Raw genomic sequence first — 20,952 nt, 5'->3', positions numbered from 1 at the left:
AAGGGTTAAGCCGCCGCGATTATTCTTCAGTCTCGCCGCCTTTGCCGAGCCTGCGTCTCTGGCGTATAGGAGGCGGCGTCCCATCTATCCGACCCCGGTTTCTTTTTTGAATGCGCGCGGCCTGCCGGCCGACCGCAGATTTGTCATGAACGCAATCGCGCAACATTCTGAAAAAACAGCTCTTGTTCTCTTTTCCGGCGGGCAGGACAGCGCCACCTGCCTGGCCTGGGCGCTGGAGCGGTTCGATCGGGTGGAGACGGTCGGCTTCGACTACGGCCAACGTCATGCGGTCGAGATGCGGGCGCGCCAAGCGGTGCGCCAGGAAGTGGGTAAGGTCCTGTCGCAGTGGGCGCACCGGCTGGGCGACGACCATGTCGTCGATCTGACCGGCTTCGGCGCCATCGGCGAGACGGCGATGACCACCGAGCGCGCGATCGAGGCGGACGCGCGGGGCTTGCCCAACACCTTCGTACCGGGGCGCAACCTGATCTTCCTGGTCGCCGCGGCGGCCCTGGCCGACCGTCGGGGGCTGGAGGTCCTGATCGGCGGCATGTGCGAGACCGATTACTCCGGCTATCCGGACTGTCGAAACGAGACCATTCAGGCGACGGCGCGCGCCCTGTCGCTGGGGTTGGGCAAGTCCGTGCCGGTCGAAACGCCGCTGATGTTCCTGACCAAGGCCCAGACCTGGGCGCTGGCGGACCGTGTCGGCGGCTCCGCCCTGGTGGAGGCGATCATCGAGTTCAGCCACACCTGCTACCTGGGCGACCGGACGCATCGTCACGCCTGGGGCTATGGCTGCGGCGCGTGCCCGGCTTGCGAACTGCGCGCGGCGGGCTATGCCGAATGGGCGGCCGGCGCATGACCTATTCGGCCAAGGAAGTCTTCCTGACGGTGCAGGGCGAGGGCGGGCAGACGGGGCGTCCGGCCATTTTCCTGCGCTTCGCCGGCTGCAACCTGTGGAGCGGGCTGGAGCGGGATCGCGCCACGGCCGTCTGCACCTTCTGCGACACCGATTTCGTCGGCGTGAACGGCGATGGAGGCGGCAAGTTCAAGACCGCCGACCTCATGGCCGACCATGTCGCCGGGATGTGGCGCGGACGCGAGGGCGATCCGAAGCTGGTGGTCTGCACGGGCGGCGAGCCCTTGATGCAGCTGGATGCGCCCCTGATCGAGGCCCTGCATACGCGCGGCTTCGAAGTCGCCATCGAAAGCAACGGCACCCTGGCAGCGCCGGACGGCATTGACTGGATCTGCATCAGCCCCAAGGCCGACGCGCCTGTGGTCCAGACCTCGGGCCAGGAGCTGAAGCTGGTCTTCCCTCAACCGCTGGCCATGCCGGATCGCTTCGAGAATCTCGATTTCGAGCGTTTCTGGCTCCAGCCCATGGATGGCCCTGATCAGGCCGCCAATACCGCCGCCGCCATTGAGTACTGCCTGACCCACCCGCAATGGCGGCTCAGCGTTCAGACGCACAAATACATCGGGGTGAGATAGCGATCAGCAGGCCTTGCCCTGACGCTGCCTCTGTTCGCAGCGGCGTTGTTCGCGCTCGTATTCACGCTGTTCGCGCTCGCGTTTGGCCTTGGTTTCCTCGTCCGAGGTGGTGACTGCGTCGAATCCGGCGCCGACAGCCGCGCCGGTTACCTTGGCCGCGCCGCCGACCACGGCGGCCCCGGCGCCGACGACGGCGCCCGCGACGCAACCCTGGAGCAACAGGGCGCTTGCCAGGAAGAGGGCGAGAGCAGGGAGGCGCTGGATCATGGGGACAGTGTGCCCGCGCTCTGCAGTCCTGTCAGCGCGCAAAAGAAAGGGAGCGCTTTTTCAAGCGCCCCCTGTGATCTTTCGATCAGTCGCCTCTTACAGGCTGTCGACCATCACCAGTTCGGCGTCCTGCTGGGCCGTGATGGTGATCGTCGGTTCGTCGACGATGCCGGCGCCGTCGCGGGCGTTCAGCGCCGTGCCGTTGACCTCCACCTCGCCGACGGCGGGCACCAGATAGGCGCGACGACCGGCCGCCAGGTCATAGGACAGGCTTTCGCCCGCCTTCAGCGTGGCGGCCAGAACGCGCGCATCGGCGTTGATGGTCAGAGCCTCGTCCGCCGGATCGCCCGAGGCGACGATGGTGAACCGTCCAGAACGGTCGCTCTTCGGAAACTCGCGCTGACCCCAGGAGGGCTGAGCGCCGGGCCGATCCGTCTCGATCCAGATCTGGAACAGGGTCGTGAGCTCATTCTCCATGTTGTACTCGGCGTGGCGCACGCCGGTGCCTGCGCTCATCACCTGAACGTCCCCGGCCGCAGTTCGGCCCGTATTGCCCATGGAGTCCTGATGGGTGATGGCTCCGGTGCGGACGTAGGTGATGATCTCCATGTCCGCGTGCGGATGAGGCGGGAATCCCGACTGAGCGGCGATCTCATCGTCGTTCCAGACGCGCAGCCGGCCCCAACCCATGCGCTTCGGATCATAGTAGTTGGCGAACGAGAAGTGATGCTTGGCGTTCAGCCAGCCGTGGTTGGCGCCGCCGAGCGTCTTGAAAGGTCTGACGTCGATCATGGTGTGGTCTCCCATCTGAGGAATGCTTGAGACCTAGATAGGATCGCCGAAATCAATTGGCAACCGTACCTGTTTCATATCGAGTGACTAACCCACTTGGGCCCGATGCCGCAGCTTGGCGTCGGCCAGCACGATGGCGGCCATGGCTTCGACCACCGGGACGCCGCGCAATGCGACGCAAGGGTCATGGCGGCCCTTGGTGCGAAGGTCGACCTCTTCGCCGTCGCGGTTGATCGTCTGTCGCAGGGTCAGGATGGAGGAGGTGGGCTTGAACGCCACGCGCGCCGTCAGCGGCTGTCCGGTGGAGATGCCGCCCAGCACGCCGCCCGCCTTGTTCGACAGGAAGACAGGCAGGCCGTCGTCGCCCAGGCGCATCTGGTCGGCGTTGTCTTCGCCCGACAGCTCGGCCGCGCCGAAACCCGCGCCGATCTCGACGCCCTTGACGGCGTTGATGGACATCAGGCCCGCCGCCAGTTCGGCGTCCAGCTTGGCGTAGAGGGGCGCGCCCCATCCGGCCGGGACGCCGGTGACCTCCAGCGCCACCACGGCGCCGATGGAGGAGCCGGCTTTTCGCACGCCGTCCAGATACTGCTCCCACGCGGGCACGATCTCGGCCGAGGCGGCGAACAGGGCGTTGTCATACACGGCGTCGAAATCAATCGCTTCGTCAGGAATACGGTGCGGACCGAGTTGGACCACTCCGGCGCGGATGCGAACGTCGTCGCCCAGCACCTTCCTGGCCACGGCGCCCGCCGCCACGCGGCTGGCCGTCTCACGCGCCGAGGACCGGCCGCCGCCACGAGGATCGCGCACGCCGTATTTGGTCTGGTAGACGTAGTCGGCGTGGCCGGGACGGTAGGCGCGGGCGATCTCGCCGTAATCCTTGGACCGTTGGTCGGTGTTCTCGATCATCAGGCTGATCGGCGTGCCGGTCGTGACCGGGCCGTTTCCGTCGTCGAAGACGCCGGACAGGATGCGCACCCGATCGGCCTCCTGCCGCTGGGTGACGAAGCGGCTGCCGCCGGGCTTGCGCTGGTCCAGCCAGGGCTGGATGTCGGCCTCGGTCAGCGGGATCAGCGGCGGGCACCCATCGACGACGCAGCCGATGGCCGGGCCGTGGCTTTCGCCCCAGGTGGTGATGCGGAACAGATGGCCGAAGGTGTTGTGCGACATGGCCTCTCGCTTAGGCCGCCATACGCTCCGGCGTCCAGACCCGAGTGAATCGAAGCAGCATGTCTTCCGCCGCCGACGGCAGGTCGTCCGACGGGATCAGCTTGACGAACAGGTCGCCTGCGGCGCGCTTGCCTCGGGCGGGCAGGCCGAGGCCGGGAAGGCGAAGCCGAACCGGCTCGACCATGTCCGGCACCAGCCAGGCGCTCTGGAGGCCGGCGTGCGTGTCGATCTCTATACGTCCGCCGTCCCGCATCAGGCGCGGCGCTATCGGCCAGTCCATGAACAGGTCGGCGCCCAGAACCGATAATCCGTCGGCGGGCCGGATCAAGACGCGCAACAGGGACGGGCCATCCTTCAGCCGGATGCGATCAGCGGTCCGCACGCCCGGCGGGACGTGAACCAGAAGGCTGCGTCCCCAGGCTTTGACGATCACGCTGCCCCCGGTCAGAGCCTGCATCGGCGTCAACACGACGAGCGGAGGGGGAAGGGGGGCGGAACGGGCGCCCTGAGCATGAGAGGTTTCGGACCGCTTGCGCGGCGCCGGCAGTGCGCGCGTCTCCGTCTGCAGCAGACGGTAGGCGGCGATGACGCGACGAAACCGATCTGCGTCTCCGCCGGGCTGATCCGGACGAGAGGCCTTTACGGCTATACGAAATGCGGCGGCCAACGCCTGCGGGCCTGCCGGACCGTCGAGGCCGAGCAGGCGTCGAGCGTCCATGAATGAGGGGCTGTCCGCGCGCATGGCGGCCACTGTGCAGACCACATGGTCAAGACAGGGTTAACCTTGTTGCAAAGGGCTGACGCAGGTTTGAACGGCGCGCATGTGACGTGGGCCTGAAGCGGGACTATAGGGTCGGCATGACCCAGTCCGTGATCCCGCCCAGCCCGTCTCGGGAAGACTACGCCGCTCAACTCGAGGCGAATGCGGATGAGACCATCTTCGAGCGGGACGACCCCATCGCCCTGTTCGTGGAATGGCTGGAGGTCGCGCGGGGATCGGAACCCAACGACCCGAACGCCATGGCGCTGGCGACGGTCGACGCCGAGGGCCATCCCGATGTGCGTATGGTCCTGCTGAAGGATGTCGATGCGCGAGGCTTCACCTTCTTCTCCAATCAGGAAAGCGCCAAGGGCGGTCAGTTGTGGGCCAATCCAAGCGCCGCCCTGCTGTTCCACTGGAAGAGTCTGCGTCGTCAGGTGCGGATCCGGGGGCCGGTGGAGCCGGTCAGCGTTGAGGAGGCAGACGCCTATTTCGCCAGCCGTGCGCGCGAAAGCCGCATCGGCGCCTGGGCTTCGGACCAGTCGCGTCCCCTGGCGGATCGAGGGGCTCTCGTGGCGAGGGTGGCCGAACAGACCGCGCGTTTCGACGGCCATGAGGTTCCGCGGCCGGATCGCTGGACCGGTTGGCGGGTCAGGCCGGTCCAGATCGAGTTCTGGCGCGATCGTCCCTTCCGCCTGCATGATCGTCTACGGTTTGACCGGACGGCGGAAGATCAGGCGTGGCGTCGCGGCCGGCTCTGGCCCTGATCAAGCAGGTCAGGCGGCGTAACGGGCCAGGAAGGTCTCCACCGCATCTTCGGCGATGGCTGCAGGCGAGCGGGCGGGAAGAACGCGATCGCCGGTCACCGTCGGCACGAAGAACAGCGGGTGTTCGACCATGCCCATCAACTGACTGGCGGCCCAGGACGGCTTGTGAAGCTTCAGCTCGCCCTTTGCGTTCATGTCGGTGAGAGTTGAGACGAGCACCGCGCCGAAATCCTGCTTGGCCTGTTCATAGAAGGCTGTCGCCAGACTCTCGAAACGACGACGCTCGGTCATGACCAGGCGAAAAATGGCCCTGACGAACGGGTCGCTGATGAATTCGGCATAGGCGGTCAGAAAGCCGTTCAATCGCGGCCGGGGCGCGCCGGCGCAGGTCTTCACCTTGGCCATCCGCTCGGCGAAGTCGGCGGAGGCTTCGTCGATGACGACGGCGAACAGCGCCGCCTTGTTCTCGAACATGGCGTAGAGGGTCGCCGTGGATACGCCGGCCTCCCTTGCGATCGGCTCCATCTTGGTGCCGGCGTAACCTTCTTCGACGAAGTGCAGCCGAGCCTGGCGCACCAGGGCGTCGCGTCGGGGGTCTTCGAGGGCGTGGACCGAGACGGTCATCGGATTGTCACCCAATCATTGGACGACGATCCTGCCTTTAATTTGCCATGATTGCAACGATCACGGTTAACGCCGTCAGCGACGCCGGTTAGCTCAACCAGGGTTCAAGCAACGGATGAGCCAACACCGGCGCCGCCAGGCGCACCACGGCTTGAGGATCTTCCAGGCGAACCGCGGCGGTGGCGTCTGCGACGATGAAATCGGCATGGACCCGGGATGGTTCCGTCAGCCGCTCATGGCCGGGACGGACCGTGGCGAGATATTGCTGGATAACGGATTCGGCCGTGCGGCCGCGCTCAGTCTGGTCGCGCAGAAGGCGGCGGATGAAGCGGATGTCTGCGGGGGTGTCGACGAAGACCCGAATGTCGAACAGGGCCGCCAGGGCCGGGGTGCACAGCAGGTGCGTGCCTTCGACCACCACCACCTCAGCGGCCGGCACCGGCTCGCCGCCCGGCTCGCGTCCGTGGTGAATGAAGGAATAAAGCGGGGCGGTCACGCTGCGTCCGGCCTTCAGGTCGCTCAGATCGGAAATCAGCAGATCGTGATCACGCGCGGCGACATCGTCGAAATCGTGCGTCGCCGCATCAAAACCGGGGACGGAAGCCGCGTCGAGATAATAGGAATCTTCTCGCAAAAGGGTGGCGACGCCCTCGGGCAGCGAGGAAATCAGGGCCTCGGCCAGGGTGCTCTTGCCGGAGCCCGAGCCGCCGGTGATGGCGATCAGAATGGTCATGAGCGGCTCATTCACCTGGAGGGCGCGCGATGCAAGCCTTGATGACGTGCAGGAACGGCGATCTGTCGCGGCCAGCCTTCCCTTGCGTCACGTTGCCTGTCGCGGTTCACCTGTCTTAGCGTGGATGCAAGCGCCGCTTTCAACCAAGGCGCATGGACGAGGGAAGACGCCGAATGCTGGGTATGATGCAGGACTGGCCGTTGACGGTCGACAAGATCCTCGATCACGCGAAGAACTGGCACGGACGGCGCGAGGTCGTGACGCGTTCGGTGGAAGGGCCGATCGTCCGCACCACCTACGCCGCCATTCACGAGCGCGCGCGCCGCGTGTCGAACGCCTTGCTGGCCTGGGGAATCAAGCCGGGCGACCGTGTCGCCACCCTGGCCTGGAACACCGGAAATCATATCGAGACCTGGTACGGCATCATGGGCATCGGCGCCGTCTGCCACACGCTCAATCCGCGGCTGTTCCCAGAGCAACTGGCCTACATCATCAATCACGCCGAAGACCGGATCATCTTCACCGATCTGACTTTCGTGCCGCTGCTGGAGGCCATCCTCCCGCATTGCCCGACCGTCGAACGCGTCATCGTGATGACGGACGCCGCTCATATGCCTTCGGCCAAGCTGCCGAAGGGCGAAGCCTATGAGGCGGTGCTGGAGCAGGCGTCGAGCGACGTGGTCTGGGGCGGGTTCGACGAACAGACGGCCTGCGGCCTCTGTTATACCTCGGGCACCACAGGCAATCCGAAGGGCGTGCTGTATTCGCACCGCTCGAACTTCATCCACACCTTGCTGGGCCTTCAGTCCACGGTGATGGGAGCGACGCCCAATGAGGTGATCCTTCCGGTCGTTCCCATGTTCCACGCCAACGCCTGGGGCATCGCATTCGGGGGGCCGGCGGCAGGCTCGAAACTGGTCATGCCGGGCGCCAGGATGGACGGCGCTGCGCTCTATGAGCTGATCGAGACTGAAGGGGTCACCTTCTCGGCCGCCGTGCCCACCGTATGGCAGGGGCTGTTCGGACATATGATCGAGAACGGACTGAAGTTCTCCACCTTGAAAAAGGTTCTGATCGGCGGCTCGGCCTGCCCGGAGGCCCTGATCCGCGGCTTCCAGGAGAAGTTCGGCGTCGAGGTGGTCCATGCCTGGGGCATGACGGAAACCTCTCCGATCGGCACCATCGCCAACCTGACGCCCGAACTGAAGGCTCTGCCTTATGATCAGCAGATGGCCTGGCGCATGAAACAGGGCACGCCGCCGCTGGGGGTCGAGCTCAAGATCAAGAACTACGGCGGTCAGGAGATGCCGCATGACGGCAAGACCTTCGGCCGGGTGATGGTCAAGGGGCCGACCATCGCCGGCGCCTATTTCAAGGGCGAGGGCGGCGACATCCTGGATCACGAAGGTTTCTTCGACACGGGCGACATCGCCAGCGTCGACCCGGAAGGCTTCATGCAGATCACCGATCGCGCCAAGGACGTCATCAAGTCGGGCGGGGAGTGGATCAGCTCCATCGATATCGAGAACATCGCCGTCGGCCACCCCAAGGTCGCCCTGGCGGCCGTCATCGGCGCGGCGCACCCCAAATGGGACGAACGGCCGGTGCTGCTGGTCAAGCTCAAGGAGGGCGAGGTCGAGGACAAGCAGGAACATCTCGACTTCCTGCAGGGCAAGATCGCCAAATGGTGGATGCCGGACGATGTGGTCTTCGTCGACGACATCCCTCTGGGCGCCACGGGCAAGATCGACAAGAAGACCCTGCGTGAGCGAATGACGGACTACCGGCTGCCCACAGCCGGTTGATTCGACGGAGGACGCCGTGTCGACAACCCGCCCTAAGGGCCAGTCTCTGGCCGTGCTGTTGCTTCTGGTTGCGCTGCTGGCGCCGGCCTTGTTGCTGGTCGCGGTCTGCGGCGCGCGCCTGGGCGTGTGGAGCGCGGAATTCAGCCTGGGCGTGCTGGCCCTGAAAATCGGTCGGATCCTGGCCTTCGCGGGATTGTCGGCCGCTCTGGTCGCCTGCCTTCTGGCGTTCCGTGAGCGGCGCTTGGCCGGGATCGCCGGCGCGGCTTTGGCGATCGCCGGGGTGACGGTAGGGGGCTATCTGGTTCAGGAGCGGCGTTTCACCGCCGCTCCGCTCGACGTCGCGACGGACCCATCGGATCCGCCCGCCTTCGCCCGCATCCTGGCGGCGGAGAGGCGCCTGGCGGGCGTGACGGAAAGACAGCCTCAGGGCTGCGAGGGCCTGACCCACGCGCCGACCCAGGTTGCGCCGGAGACGGCGGCCTGGGCGCTCGAAAAGGCCGGGTTCACTGTTCTGGGCACCGCGCCCTTTCGTGTGGATGGACGCAAGGAAGGCGCCTGGTTCGGCCTGACGTATGATGTCAGCGTTCGTATTCGCCCTGGGCGCACGGACGTGCGTGTCGCGGGACGCGACGACCTGGAGGTCGGGGATGAGGCCTGTCGTCTAGCCAGGGCCGTGGTCGCACGCCTGACGCCTTAAGGTTCAGCGCGCCGGGTCGACCAACCGCCAGGTCGCGGCCAGTTCAGCCCCGGGCGAGGCGCGAACCCGGCCTTCCTTCTCCAGCTTGATCAGGTGCGCCAGCACCGAAAGGCTGGCGGCGGGCCAGAGGCGCTGGTCAACTCCGGCGTAGAGTGCGGGAACCATGTCGGCGACCCTCCGGTCCCCCGAGGCCAGTCGGGCCATGATCTGAGCCTCCCGTTCCAGGCGGTGGGCGCGATAGGCCTTCAGGAAGGGCGCGACCTGGGTGATCGCCGGGCCATGCGTGGGCCAGATCGTCGAGAACCCACGGGCGAGAACGGCGTCCAGGCTCTTCATATAGTCCGCCATGTCTCCGTCCGGCGGCGCCACCACCGTCGTCGACCAGCCCATGACGTGGTCGCCGCTGAACAGGGCGTTTTCCTCACGCAGGACGAAGGCCATATGGTTGGAGGCGTGGCCCGGCGTCGCCAAGGCCTCCAGCGTCCAGCCGTCCCCTTCGATCCGCTCGCCGCCGACCAGGATCATGTCTGGTTGAAAGTCGGCGTCATCGTCCTCATCCAGCGGGCCGGAGGCGTGCACGGTCCGGTCCGGCGGACGAGCCGCAAGGATGGGCGCGCCGCCGACCGCCTCGGCCAGGGGGCGGGCGAGGGGCGCATGGTCTCGATGGGTATGCGTCACCAGGATATGACTGACCGTTCGGCCTTCAATCGCGCGAAGCAGGGCCGAAAGATGAGCTTCGTCCATCGGCCCAGGATCGATCACAGCGACCTCGGCGCCCGGCCGGTCGCGTCCGACGATGTAGACGCCCGTGCCGGTGAAGGTGAAAGGCCCTGGATTGTCTGCGATCACGCGCTGGATCAGAGGCGAGACCTGATCCCGACGTCCATAGGCGAAATCGAACTGGCGGAGGTAGGGGATCATGACCGACCTTTGCGCGCCGTGAGCCTTCGGTTCAAGCTACTGTCTTTTGACGCGTACGGCGCGGCTTTTGCCGGCGGTCAACAGGTAGCTCCCCAAGGATGCGCGACGGACGCGCACGTCTGTTCCGTTCCGGTTCTGAAAACGGACCGGGGCCGAATCAATCTGTCGCCATTCGCTGCCGTCGGCCAACCGGAAAGTCCATTTTCCTTCGTGGTCCTGCCCGGCGCCCAGCAGGGTCGTTTCCACGGAATCGACCTCGGGTTCGCGGTCTGCTCCATCTCCGCCGCGGCTAAAGAGAGCGGGTAGGGCGGGCGCGCTGAAGCCGAACAACTGGCGACGCGCTTCGCGAATCTGTTGGCGCTCCATCACCACCAGTTCGCCTTGGCGTTCGGCCGTGTCCAAGGCGTCTGCGGTCCTGTCAAAACAGTCCAGCCGCGCGGCGGAATCCGTCATGGCTCGACAGTCCGACAGCGCGTTCAACAAGGCCGAACGTTCGGAGGTTTGAACTTGCGCCATTACGTCGCAGCTGAGGCTGAACGCGCCGATTGTTGCGGCGCAAAGGGTCAACATCGATCGCATTCTGAACTCTTCTGGAATTGAAGGTTTGATGGTCGAATGATCATGACATGCAAGGTGGGCTTAAGTCATGCCTGTCGTGGCGTGGCGAAATTGCGACATAGGGGGGGCGCAATCGTAACGGTCATGTAATTTGCATGGCCTCTAGTTGACCATCGTGCCTACCCTGCTGGTTGGGTATCGGCCGAACGTCCAATCGGGACAGTGTCCGAGATTATCCGTGATCGACGGGTGGAGGGGGACTTCGCCAGAGTCGGTCACCACTCAGGAGGATGAATCTTGAATCTTCAGATCAAACGCGAGCGTCTGCTGACGTCGACGATGATCGCGGGTCTCGCCTTGGCCGGCTTCGCCACGCCGGCGCTGGCCCAGACCGCGCCGGCCACTCAAGCTGACCAGCCGAGCCAGGTCAGCGACATCGTCGTCACGGGGTCGCGTCTGCGCCAGCCGAACCTCACCACGACCAGCCCCGTGACTCAGGTGACGGGCGAGGACATCGACGTCCAGGGCGTAACCCGCGTCGAGGACCTGGTATCGCAGCTGCCGCAGGCCTTCGCCGCGCAGAACTCGACCGTCGCCAACGGCGCCTCGGGTACGGCGACCGTGTCCCTGCGCAACCTCGGCTCGTCGCGCACCCTGGTGCTGATCGACGGCAAGCGGATGGGCTACGGCTCGCCTCAGGATGACGCGGCCGACCTGAACCAGATCCCCGGCCAGATGGTCGAGCGCGTGGAAGTTCTGACCGGCGGCGCCTCGGCCGTCTATGGTTCGGACGCCGTTGCCGGCGTGGTGAACTTCATCATGCGCCGCAACTTCGAGGGCATCGAAATCGACGCCCAGTACGGCTTCAATCAGCACAACAACGACTATGACGGCGTTGGCAATCTGCGTAATGTCATCGCAGGACGCGCCGCGACCAATCCGTCTCAGTTCCAACTGCCGGACGACAACGTCTACACGGGATTCAGCCGCGAAGTGAACGTGTTGATGGGGATCAACGCGCCTGACGACCGTGGGAATATCACTCTGTATGCGGGTTATCGCAAGAACAACAAGGTTCTGGGGCGCGACTACGACTACTCGGCTTGTTCTCTGGGCGGGCAAGATGGGAATTCCTTCACTTGCGGCGGTTCCGGCACCTCGTTCCCCGGGCTGTTTACGGACTTTGATCAGTACGAATATACGGTTGATGATAGCGGAAATTTCATCCCGTACGATTCCAACCTGCACGCGTACAACTTTGGCCCGCTGAACTACTTCCAGCGCCCGGATGAACGTTACACCTTGGGCGCCTTCGGTCACTATGATGTCACTGACAAGATCGAGGTCTACACGCAGCTGATGTTCAGCGATTATTCGACGGTCGCTCAGATCGCGCCGTCGGGTAACTTCTTCGGCGAATTCTCGGACGGCTTCCGCACGACGGACGGCAGCGCGACGATCCGCTGTGACAATCCGCTGCTTTCCGCACAGCAGCGGGCAGCAATCGCGTGCTCGGCCGGCGATATCACGTCGGGTGCCGCCAAGTCGATGTTCATCGGTCGTCGTAACGTTGAAGGCGGCGGTCGTCAGTCCGACATGCGCTTCCAGTCCTATCGGGGCGTCATCGGCGCTCGTGGTGATCTAAACGACGCCTGGAGCTACGATGTCGCGATGCAATATTCGCGGACCCAGACCCGCGAGATCTATCGCAATGAGTTTTCCAACACGCGCCTGGCGCGTGCTCTGGATGTCGTGACCGATCCGGTCTCGGGCGAAGCGGTTTGTTCGTCGGTCCTGGCGGGCATCGATGCGGAATGCGTGCCTTACAACATCTTCCGTTCAGGCGGCGTGACGCAGGAAGCGCTGGACTATCTGCAGGTGCCGCTGGTCGCCACCGGTTGGACTACGCAGCAGGTCGTTACCGGCTCGCTGACAGCGGATCTGGGCGCCTATGGCGTCAAGCTGCCGTGGGCCACGCGCGGGGTGCAGGCGGCGTTTGGCGCCGAGTATCGTCGTGATGCGCTCGACTTTTCGCCGGACGTGTCGTTCACGAGCGGCGATGGTGCCGGTCAAGGGGGACCGACGCCGGGCTTGAGCGGCGCGAACCAAGTTTACGATGTCTTTGTCGAAGCCCAGGTTCCTATTGCTGAAGGGATGGCCTTTGCTGACCAGTTGTCGGTCGATCTGGCCTACCGTCACTCGGAATACGAACTGGGTGGTGGCACTGATTCCTGGAAGATCGGCGGCGACTGGGCCCCGGTTCCTTCTGTTCGCTTCCGTGCCAGCGCCCAGCGCGCCGTTCGTGCACCGAACGTGATCGAACTGTTCACCGCTCAGGGCTTCAACCTGTTCGACATGGACGCGGACCCCTGCGACAAGAACGCCTCTGCTACCTATGTGGGTGATGCGGCCTGTATCGGCACCAACCCTTGGCAGGTCTCGCCCAACCAAGCGGTTAGCCCGGGGATTTCCAGCCCCTCCGGCCAGTATAACTTCCTGCAAGGCGGCAATACGGCCTTGACTCCGGAAGAGTCTGACACCCTGACGTTCGGCGTGGTCTTCACGCCGGAGTTCCTGCCGGGCTTCAACCTGACGGTCGACTATTTCGACATCAAGATCGACAACCTGATCTCGAGCGTCGGCGCGCAAAACTCGCTGGACGCTTGTTATACGGCTGGTCTGGCGGCGGCGTGCGCCAACATTGAACGCAACGCCAACGGCCAACTGTGGGTCGGCACCGGCAACGTCATCGACCTCAACACCAACATTGGCGGCCTGTCGACGTCGGGTGTGGATGTCGCGGCCAACTACAGCATCGATCTGGCCGACTTCGGCTGGGAACGCGCCGGCACCCTGGGCTTCGCCATGGTGGGCACCTGGCTGAGTGAGTTGAAGACTGACACGGGTCTTGGCTTCGCCAACTCGGAGTATGACTGCGCTGGCTTCTACGCTAATCAGTGCGGCGTGCCGAACCCGGAATGGCGTCACCGCCTGCGGGTGGATTGGGGTACGCCGATCGAGGGCCTCAATATCAATGGCACGTGGCGCTACTACGGCCCTGCCGAGATCGCCGTGCTGGGCGCGGACGGCAGCCTGAGCAATGCTCCCGCAAATCGTCTGGACCGTGAGCTGGACGCACAGAACTACTTCGATCTGGCCGGCACCTGGCAGATGCGGGACAATATTTCGGTGCGCGCGGGCGTGAACAACGTCTTCGACTCCGATCCGCCGCTGTCCTACTCGGTCGGCACGACGGGTAACAACAACACCTACCCGCAACTCTACAACGCCATGGGGCGCTACTTCTTCTTCGGCGTCACGGCGAACTTCTAATCGTTTCAAGGCAATAAGGGGGGCGACGGATTCTTATATCCGTCGCCCCCTTTGGCATGCCTCCTGAAGCGGAAGATGGCGTCCTATTCTCGACGCACCCGAACGGCTCGGCTTGAGCCAAGGTTCAGGAAGTAGCTCCCCAGCGCAGCCTTTCGCACACGCACTTCTTCGCCGTGGCGGTTCCTGGGATTGGAGACGCGGGTATTGTCAATCTGGCGCCAGGTAGACCCGTCAGTCAGGTGGAAAATCCAAGATCCATCCACCGCTGCCGTCGCTCTTTCAAGTGTCGTCTCTAAACTTACCACCTCGTCGCCGCCAAAAACTGAGGGCAGGCTAGGAGTGGAAAAGCCGAACACAGCCCGCTTGGCGGCGTCAACCTGCGCGCGTTCCACAATGACTACTTCGCCGGTAGTCGTGGCGCTGCGCAACGCAGCCATACGCTCATCGTAGCATGCGAGTCTCGTTTCATTGCTGGGGATCTCCTGGCATTCCGAAAGTTTGTCAAAGGCTGTTGGGCTGCTTTGAGCGCGGGCGTCCCCACTCGCGAGCAGCGCGAGGGATAATGCCGCCATAATCCAGCCGCACTTGGATGAAGTGTCAGTCATTTTCATTATACTCCAAATTCCTTCGAGTTTTTCTCTCAATTTCGGGTTTTATTTTTTAGTCACTTTGGAAATTATGTGGCGATTTTGAGACATGTTAGCGCCTAAGTCGTGTCGTCACAGTCCATGTGGGATGATCCGCACGGCGAATAAAGTTAGCCTGCGCAAGGCAGTCACGGTTTCAAGGATTGTGGCTGTGGTTGGGGAGGTAGCGTCTTGGGTGTCCAATTCCTGCTGCGCTCCTTCATTTTATGGAGGAAGAATTGATTTCCATGGAACATCGCAAGCGTTGGCTTGCAACCACGATGATCGCTGGGGTGGCGGCGATGGGTTTCGCTGCGCCGGCCCTTGCACAGAATGCGCCTGGCGAGGAGGTTTCTCGCGTCGATGAAATCGTAGTGACGGGCTCGCGCATCGCGCGCCGGGACGCCGTCGCCGAGAGCCCGATCCTGACGGTTCAACAGGAAGACATGACGCACTCGGGCTCGACTACGGTCGAGCACTACCTGAACACCTTGCCGCAAGTGACTGCAGGCCTCAGCTCGCAGTCGAACAACCCCAGCTCGAACGGTCGCGCCTTCATCGATCTGCGCGGCCTGGGTTCGGGCCGCAACCTAGTGCTGGTTGATGGCCGTCGCCCAATGGGGTCGACTGCAGGCGGCACCGTCGACGTCAACACCATTCCGGCAGCCTTGATCGAGCGCGTTGAAATTATCAGCGGCGGCGCCGCCTCGACCTACGGCGCCGACGCCGTATCGGGCGTGGTCAACTTCATCCTGAAGAATGACTTCGAAGGGATGCAGATCGACTCCCAGTACCGTCTGACGGAACAGGGCGACGGTCAGGAGTGGGGCACCGACATTACCTTCGGCGGCCGCTTTGGGGACGGCAAAGGCAACGCCGTATTCAACGCCAGCTACTTCAATCGCGAATCGATGTATAAGGACGCACGTGAGTTCGCGGCCCAGGCTAGCAATACGACGACCATCTTCCCTGGTGGCAGCGTTTCGCTTGGCACTAACACTCCAAGCCAGAACGCCATCGATAACTACTTCGGCGGCGCCAACCGTTGTATCAACAATGGCGGACATGCGGGTTTCGGGTTTAACCCCGACGGCAGCATCTTCTGTACAGGCGTGGCGAACTCGCCCTACGACATGTACAACTACAAGGGACCGGACTCCGCGATCGCCACGGCTTTCGCACCGGACATCTTCTCGTACAACTTCGAGCCGGACAACATCCTGGTCCTGCCGATGGAGCGCTGGAACCTGTTCACGCGCATCAACTATGACGTGAACGAACACTTCCGTCCTTATGTCCAAGCGTCGTATACTAATTACAATGCCCTGCAGGAACTGGCTCCTACCCCGGCCGGCGGCACGACGGGCTGGAATGTGCCTGTCACGAACCCATTCATCGGGCCTGAACTAGCGCAACTGCTGGCGATGCGTCCCAATCCGACGGCTGACTTCGGCTTCTCGAAGCGCTTCAACGATCTGGGCGGCCGCACCGGCTATAACACCCACGATGTTTGGCAGATTGTTCTGGGAACCAAGGGCTCGCTGGCTCGGACCAACACCTGGACCTATGATCTGTACGCTTCGTACGGACGTTCGGTGCAGAACGAGATCCAGGGCGGCAACGTTCGCCGTGATCGCGTCGATGCTCTGCTGCGCGCGCCCACCATTGCGGCCATGGACACCGCCTCAGGCGGCGCCTGTCCGAACGGTTTGAACCTGTTCGGCGCAGCGCCTATCGACCCCTCTTGCGCGGCGTGGGTCAGCCTGGAAGCCAAGAACCTGACCGTCGTCGAACAGTCGGTTGTCGAAGGCACCGTGACAGGTGACCTGTTCCAACTGCCAGCCGGCGCTGTCCAGGCGGCGTTTGGCGGCAGCTATCGCGAACTGAACTTCGATTTCCGTCCCGACAGCGGTCTGCAGCCGGGGTTGGTCGCCGGCTTCAATCAGCAGCTGCCGGTCAACGGCTTCCTGAACTGGAAGGATGTCTTCGCCGAAGTCCTGGTCCCGGTCGTCAAGGACCTGCCGTTCGCCCAGGCCGTGGACGTGACTCTGGGTTGGCGCGTCTCGGAGAACAGCCGTTCGGGTTCGAGCGAGAGCGCCAAGGCTAACCTAGAATGGCAAGCCAACGACTGGCTGCGCTTCCGTGGCGGCGCCCAAACTGCCGTTCGTTCGCCGACGATCTCGGAATTGTTCGCGCCTCAGACGAACAATTTCCCGTCATTCAGCGGCCAAGACCCCTGTGACACCACGACACCGGCGAGCGACTTCAACCGCAGCGGTCCGAACGGCGCCAAGGTTCAAGCGTTGTGCGCCATCCAGTCGGGCGTCGCGGGTCTGCCCAGCTTCTCTTGGGGCGGTCAAGGCAACGCCCTGGGCGGCGGCAATCCGGACCTGAAGCCGGAAAAGGGCGAATCCTTCACCGCGGGATTCGTAATGAACTCGCCGTTCAATACGGGTGGTTGGGCCGACTCCCTCTATCTGTCGGTCGACTATTGGTCGATCAAGCTGGAGGACGTGATCACCTCAGCGTCGATGTCGACGATCGTGCAGCGTTGCTTCAACCGCGACGACGCCAATCCGACCTATGATCCCAACAATGAATGGTGCCAGCTGTTCAAGCGTGATCAAGGCAACGGCGGCGTCATCGAGGTCCAGCAGTTCTCGCGCAATCAAGCGTCGACCGAAACCAGCGGTGTGGACTTCGCCTTTGGCGTCGGCTTCCCGTTGGGCGCCTATGGCGACCTGAGCTTTAACGCTTTGTCGACTTGGGTTGAGAAGTACACCAGCCAAGTGTCTTCGGCTGACCCGGTGAACGACTATGTCGGCACCATTGGTTCGGGCACCGGCTCGGCTACTCCGGAATGGCGTCACACCCTGACCGGCGGCTGGGCGATGGATCCGTTCTCAGTGACGGCAACCGCCCGTTACATCGACTCCATGGTCCACTCGGCCACCGTCACGGGGGGCACTGGCACAGGCGTGGATTCGATGTGGTACTTCGACCTGCGCGGTACCTATGACGTCAACGACAATGTGTCGCTGCGTCTGGGCGTGAATAACCTGTTCGACGAGCAGCCGCCGCTGTACTCGCCGAACATCCAGGCGAACACCGACCCATCGACCTATGACGTGCTGGGGCGTCGTTACTATGTTGGCCTGACGGCTCGTTTCTAATAGAGCAGGCATGACGTGAAGACTGGGCGGCGGATCTAAAGGTCCGCCGCCTTTTTTCATGCCCGAAAAGGCCGATGGCGCGTATTCGCCCTGATGGCGGTCGCTCGTGCACCATGCAGAAAAGCCCCGCGTGGGCGAGGCTGTCGACTTAGACGATTGGGATACGGGAAGCGGTGGGCGCCACTTCGTTCATTGCTGAAGGAAGTGGCGCGAGTGACGGGGCTCGAACCCGCGACCTCCGGCGTGACAGGCCGGCACTCTAACCAACTGAGCTACACCCGCGTTTCTCTCCCCACGCGGAGGAGAGGAGGGGCGAATACGGTTCGTCGCGCCCGGGGTCAAGCGCATTGTGGCGCTTCTGCAAAAAATCTGCGAATTCAGACTCTAGCGGCCGCAATCCAGGCCAGCGGCGTCGGGCGGCGTCGCCCCTCCGGGACCCAGCGCCTTCTGCATGAAGACGACATCGCGCCAGCCGTCGAATTTCCAGCCGGCGTCGCGAAAGGCGCCGACGTGGACGAAGCCTGAAGCCTCGTGCAGGGCGATGGAGCCGGCGTTGGCGCTGTCGCCGATCACCGCCACAACCTGACGCATTCCCAAGGTCGTGCAGGTCTCGAGCAGGGCGTCCAGCAGGGCTTTTCCGACGCCACGTCCCCGGCATGCTCGGGCGACGTAAATCGAGTCCTCGACCATGAAGCGATAGGCGGCGCGCAGGCGATAGGGAGCGGCATAGGCGTAGCCGGCGACCTGTCTAAGTCCGTCGGGGCCGTCGATTTCAGCGACCAGGACGGGCAGGCCTAAGGCGGCCGGCGCGGCCAGGCGCGTCCGCATCTCGTCGGCTGAGGGGACGTCCAGTTCGAACGTCCCTGTGCCGTTCAGCACGCTGTCGGCGTAGATGGCCGTCACGGCCGCCAGATCGGCTTCCGCAAACGGTCGGACGATCACGCCTTTTCCCATCCCTTCTCCACCGCCCAGACGGCGAAGGCGTAGTCGTGGGCGATGTCTTTCAGATAATCGAACCGGCCGGACGAGGCGAAGTGGCCTGCCTCCATATTGATCTTCAGCAGTACCGGCTTGCCGGAGGTCGAAGCCGGGCGCAGCTTGGCCACCCACTTCTCCGGCTCCCAATAGGTGACGCGCGGATCGGACAGACCGCCGGTCGCCAGCAAGGCCGGGTAAGGCTTGGCCTCGATCTGGTCGTAGGGGCTGTAGCTCAGCATGTAGTCGTAGGCGGCCGCGTCCTCCAGCGGATTGCCCCATTCGGGCCATTCCGGCGGCGTCAGGGGCAGGCTGGTGTCGCTCATGGTGTTGATGACGTCGACGAAGGGCACGCCGCCGATCACGCCGGCCCACAAGTCCGGCCGCATATTGGTGATGGCGCCCATCAGCAGGCCGCCCGCCGAGCGGCCCTCGGCGACGATGTTGCCGGCCTTGGTGTAATTCTGCGCGATCAGGTGGTCGGCGGCGGCGATGAAGTCGGTGAAGGTGTTCTTCTTGGTGAAGCGCCGGGCGGTCAGGAACCAGTTCCAGCCCTTGTCCGAACCGCCGCGGATGTGGGCGATGGCGTAGATGAAGCCGCGATTGACCAGCGACAGTCGGTTCGTTGCGAAACTGGCCGCCATCGGGATGCCGTAGGAGCCGTAGCCGTAGAGTAGCAAGGGCGCGGAGCCGTCGACCGGCGTGTCCTTGCGGCGCAGCACCGTCACCGGCACCAGTTCGCCGTCAGCGGCGGGGGCGTTCAGCCGCTCGACCACATAGTCCGCCGGATTGTGGCCCGAGGGGATTTCCTGAACCTTGCGCAGGGTGCGTTCGCGCGTCTTCAGATCGTAGTCATAGGTCGAGGTCGGCGTGGACGGCGAGTTGTAGCCGTAGCGCATGACCGTGGTGTCGAACTCCGACGCCCCGCTCAGCGACAGGGCGTAGGCGGGCTCGTCCACGGCGATCTCATGCTCGGCGCCGGCGCGATCGCGGATGACGATCTTGGTATTGGCGTCGGCGCGCTCCTGACGGCCCAGATAGTCCTTCACCAGGGCCACGCCCTCGATGAAGCGACCAGGCGTGTGGGCGATCAGGTCTTTCCAGTTCGCCTTGGCGGGGGTCGCGGTGGGCGCTTCGACGACCTTGAAGTCGATGGCGTCGTCGGCGTTGGTGCGGATCACCCAGCGATCGCCCCAGTGGTCCAGGTCATACAGGCGGCCGACATGACGCGGCTCGGCCACCACGGGCGCGGCCGTAGGGTTGGAGGCCGGGATGATGCGGCTTTCCGAGGTTTCCTGGTTGCCGATGGAGATGACGATGAAGGCGTCGTCGGCGGTGCGGCCGATGCCCTGGAACATGCCCTCGTCGGTTTCTTCATTGACCAGGGCGGTTTCGCCGCCGCGCGCCGGGCGACGGAAGATCTTGTCCGGACGACCGTTGTCGTCGCGGTTGGTCCAGAAGATCCACCGGCTGTCCGGCGAGAAGGTGAAGTTGGCGCTGGCCGATTCGATCGGGTTGGGCAGCACTTCGCCGGTCGCCAGATCCTTCACATAGATCTTGTAGACTTCCGAACCCTGGGCGTCCTCGGCATAGGCGAACAGGGCGTGGTCGGGGCTGTGCTCGGTCGCCGAGACCTCCGAATAGGCCTTGCCCTCGGCCAGGGCGTTGCAGTCCAGCAGCAGCTCAGGCGTCGGGGCCTTGACGAAGTTCTTGGTCACGGGCTGACCGTCGACTATCCAGGTCCCCTGGCGCTCGACCCGCATATAGCGGGGATGCTGCTCGCCGGTGCGGTACTCGGTGAAGTATTCCCACGGGCCGTCAGCGGCGGGCACGGAGCTGTCGTCTTCCTTGATGCGGCCCTTCATCTCTTCGAACATCGCGGCTTGCAGCGGCAGGGTCGAGGCCATCATGGCTTCGCGATAGGCGTTCTCGGCGGTCAGGTGTTCCTTGACGTCAGCCTTGATCAGCGATGGGTCGCGCAGCACCGCCTGCCAATTGTCGTCCTTCATCCACTGATAGTCGTCAGTGCGGACCCGGCCCAATTGTTCGATGCGAACGGGGACCTTCTTGGCGACGGGCGGCGTGGGTTTGGACATCGAGGCTCCGGTAGTCTGGCGGGCAAGGGCGGGGGAGGCGGCGACCACGCCGATGGCGGCGGTCGAGGCGATCAGTTCGCGACGGTTCATGATGATGGCGTGCCCCAAGCGTATGATTTGAGCTGGACCTTGTGCCCGGCGACGCTCGGCGTCAA

18 protein-coding genes and 1 tRNA gene are annotated in these 20,952 nt (G+C 64.0%); 7 read left to right on the top strand and 12 right to left on the bottom strand.

Translation table 11 applies throughout. The features are described 5' to 3' along the window. Positions 1-154: 154 nt before the first annotated feature. Together queC and queE are read left to right on the top strand one after the other, a co-directional pair. Positions 155-865: a 7-cyano-7-deazaguanine synthase QueC gene (gene queC / locus ACWIDZ_RS00820; RefSeq protein ID WP_453988728.1), complete on the top strand. Its 711-nt coding sequence runs from the start codon at positions 155-157 to the stop codon at positions 863-865. After that, positions 862-1,497: a 7-carboxy-7-deazaguanine synthase gene (queE, locus tag ACWIDZ_RS00815; RefSeq protein ID WP_453988597.1), complete on the top strand. Its 636-nt coding sequence runs from the start codon at positions 862-864 to the stop codon at positions 1,495-1,497. The genes queC and queE overlap by 4 nt, the downstream gene beginning before the upstream one ends. A gap of 3 nt (positions 1,498-1,500) precedes the next feature. Here queE and ACWIDZ_RS00810 read toward each other — a convergent pair whose 3' ends face one another. The 4 genes from ACWIDZ_RS00810 to ACWIDZ_RS00795 form a co-directional block, all read right to left on the bottom strand. After that, on the bottom strand, positions 1,501-1,764 hold the full coding sequence (locus tag ACWIDZ_RS00810) for a hypothetical protein (protein WP_338574761.1): 264 nt from the start codon (positions 1,762-1,764) through the stop codon (positions 1,501-1,503). Positions 1,765-1,860: 96 nt separating this feature from the next. Beyond that, positions 1,861-2,556, bottom strand: a complete 696-nt coding sequence (locus tag ACWIDZ_RS00805; protein ID WP_346521531.1) for a pirin family protein — start codon at positions 2,554-2,556, stop codon at positions 1,861-1,863. Between the two features lie 87 nt (positions 2,557-2,643). Further along, a complete protein-coding gene (gene aroC / locus ACWIDZ_RS00800) occupies positions 2,644-3,729 on the bottom strand; it encodes a chorismate synthase (protein ID WP_346521529.1) in 1,086 nt (361 codons plus the stop codon). 10 nt (positions 3,730-3,739) lie between these two features. Then, complete coding sequence (locus tag ACWIDZ_RS00795; RefSeq protein WP_312217873.1) at positions 3,740-4,162, bottom strand: DnaJ C-terminal domain-containing protein; 423 nt, start codon at positions 4,160-4,162, stop codon at positions 3,740-3,742. A 425-nt stretch (positions 4,163-4,587) separates the two neighbouring features. Here ACWIDZ_RS00795 and pdxH point away from each other — a divergent pair, with 425 nt between their 5' ends. Continuing rightward, entirely contained in the window at positions 4,588-5,256 is a 669-nt protein-coding gene (gene pdxH / locus ACWIDZ_RS00790; RefSeq protein ID WP_453988598.1) for a pyridoxamine 5'-phosphate oxidase, read from the top strand. A 9-nt stretch (positions 5,257-5,265) separates the two neighbouring features. Here pdxH and ACWIDZ_RS00785 read toward each other — a convergent pair whose 3' ends face one another. Together ACWIDZ_RS00785 and udk are read right to left on the bottom strand one after the other, a co-directional pair. Next, positions 5,266-5,895: a TetR/AcrR family transcriptional regulator gene (locus ACWIDZ_RS00785; protein WP_454071093.1), complete on the bottom strand. Its 630-nt coding sequence runs from the start codon at positions 5,893-5,895 to the stop codon at positions 5,266-5,268. 73 nt (positions 5,896-5,968) lie between these two features. Beyond that, on the bottom strand, positions 5,969-6,613 hold the full coding sequence (udk, locus tag ACWIDZ_RS00780) for a uridine kinase (RefSeq protein ID WP_346486853.1): 645 nt from the start codon (positions 6,611-6,613) through the stop codon (positions 5,969-5,971). 173 nt (positions 6,614-6,786) lie between these two features. On the opposite strand from udk, the gene ACWIDZ_RS00775 reads away from it, so the two are divergent. Beyond that, positions 6,787-8,418: a long-chain-fatty-acid--CoA ligase gene (locus ACWIDZ_RS00775; protein ID WP_343829702.1), complete on the top strand. Its 1,632-nt coding sequence runs from the start codon at positions 6,787-6,789 to the stop codon at positions 8,416-8,418. A 16-nt stretch (positions 8,419-8,434) separates the two neighbouring features. After that, complete coding sequence (locus ACWIDZ_RS00770; RefSeq protein ID WP_343829703.1) at positions 8,435-9,115, top strand: DUF1499 domain-containing protein; 681 nt, start codon at positions 8,435-8,437, stop codon at positions 9,113-9,115. Positions 9,116-9,118: 3 nt separating this feature from the next. On the opposite strand, the gene ACWIDZ_RS00765 is transcribed toward ACWIDZ_RS00770, so the two are convergent. Together ACWIDZ_RS00765 and ACWIDZ_RS00760 are read right to left on the bottom strand one after the other, a co-directional pair. Continuing rightward, positions 9,119-10,036, bottom strand: coding sequence for an MBL fold metallo-hydrolase (locus tag ACWIDZ_RS00765; protein WP_453988601.1), 918 nt, complete (start codon positions 10,034-10,036; stop codon positions 9,119-9,121). A gap of 36 nt (positions 10,037-10,072) precedes the next feature. Further along, on the bottom strand, positions 10,073-10,615 hold the full coding sequence (locus tag ACWIDZ_RS00760; protein WP_343829705.1) for a hypothetical protein: 543 nt from the start codon (positions 10,613-10,615) through the stop codon (positions 10,073-10,075). 276 nt (positions 10,616-10,891) lie between these two features. Here ACWIDZ_RS00760 and ACWIDZ_RS00755 point away from each other — a divergent pair, with 276 nt between their 5' ends. Beyond that, a complete protein-coding gene (locus ACWIDZ_RS00755; RefSeq protein WP_453988603.1) occupies positions 10,892-13,927 on the top strand; it encodes a TonB-dependent receptor domain-containing protein in 3,036 nt (1,011 codons plus the stop codon). Between the two features lie 83 nt (positions 13,928-14,010). On the opposite strand, the gene ACWIDZ_RS00750 is transcribed toward ACWIDZ_RS00755, so the two are convergent. Then, a complete protein-coding gene (locus ACWIDZ_RS00750; protein WP_453988604.1) occupies positions 14,011-14,538 on the bottom strand; it encodes a hypothetical protein in 528 nt (175 codons plus the stop codon). A gap of 263 nt (positions 14,539-14,801) precedes the next feature. On the opposite strand from ACWIDZ_RS00750, the gene ACWIDZ_RS00745 reads away from it, so the two are divergent. After that, entirely contained in the window at positions 14,802-17,726 is a 2,925-nt protein-coding gene (locus tag ACWIDZ_RS00745; protein ID WP_343829708.1) for a TonB-dependent receptor domain-containing protein, read from the top strand. 205 nt (positions 17,727-17,931) lie between these two features. Here ACWIDZ_RS00745 and ACWIDZ_RS00740 read toward each other — a convergent pair. The 3 genes from ACWIDZ_RS00740 to ACWIDZ_RS00730 form a co-directional block, all read right to left on the bottom strand. After that, positions 17,932-18,008 (bottom strand) — tRNA-Asp (locus tag ACWIDZ_RS00740). 102 nt (positions 18,009-18,110) lie between these two features. Further along, positions 18,111-18,668 carry a GNAT family N-acetyltransferase gene (locus ACWIDZ_RS00735; RefSeq protein WP_343829709.1) on the bottom strand — a complete coding sequence of 186 codons (558 nt, stop codon included), beginning with the start codon at positions 18,666-18,668 and terminating at the stop codon, positions 18,111-18,113. Beyond that, entirely contained in the window at positions 18,665-20,887 is a 2,223-nt protein-coding gene (locus tag ACWIDZ_RS00730) for a S9 family peptidase (RefSeq protein WP_453988605.1), read from the bottom strand. Before ACWIDZ_RS00730 ends, ACWIDZ_RS00735 begins: the two co-directional genes overlap by 4 nt. Positions 20,888-20,952 lie beyond the last annotated feature (65 nt).

The sequence above is a fragment of the Brevundimonas sp. NPDC055311 genome, assembly GCF_053645695.1.
This window is presented reverse-complemented; position numbering and strand designations above follow the sequence as displayed.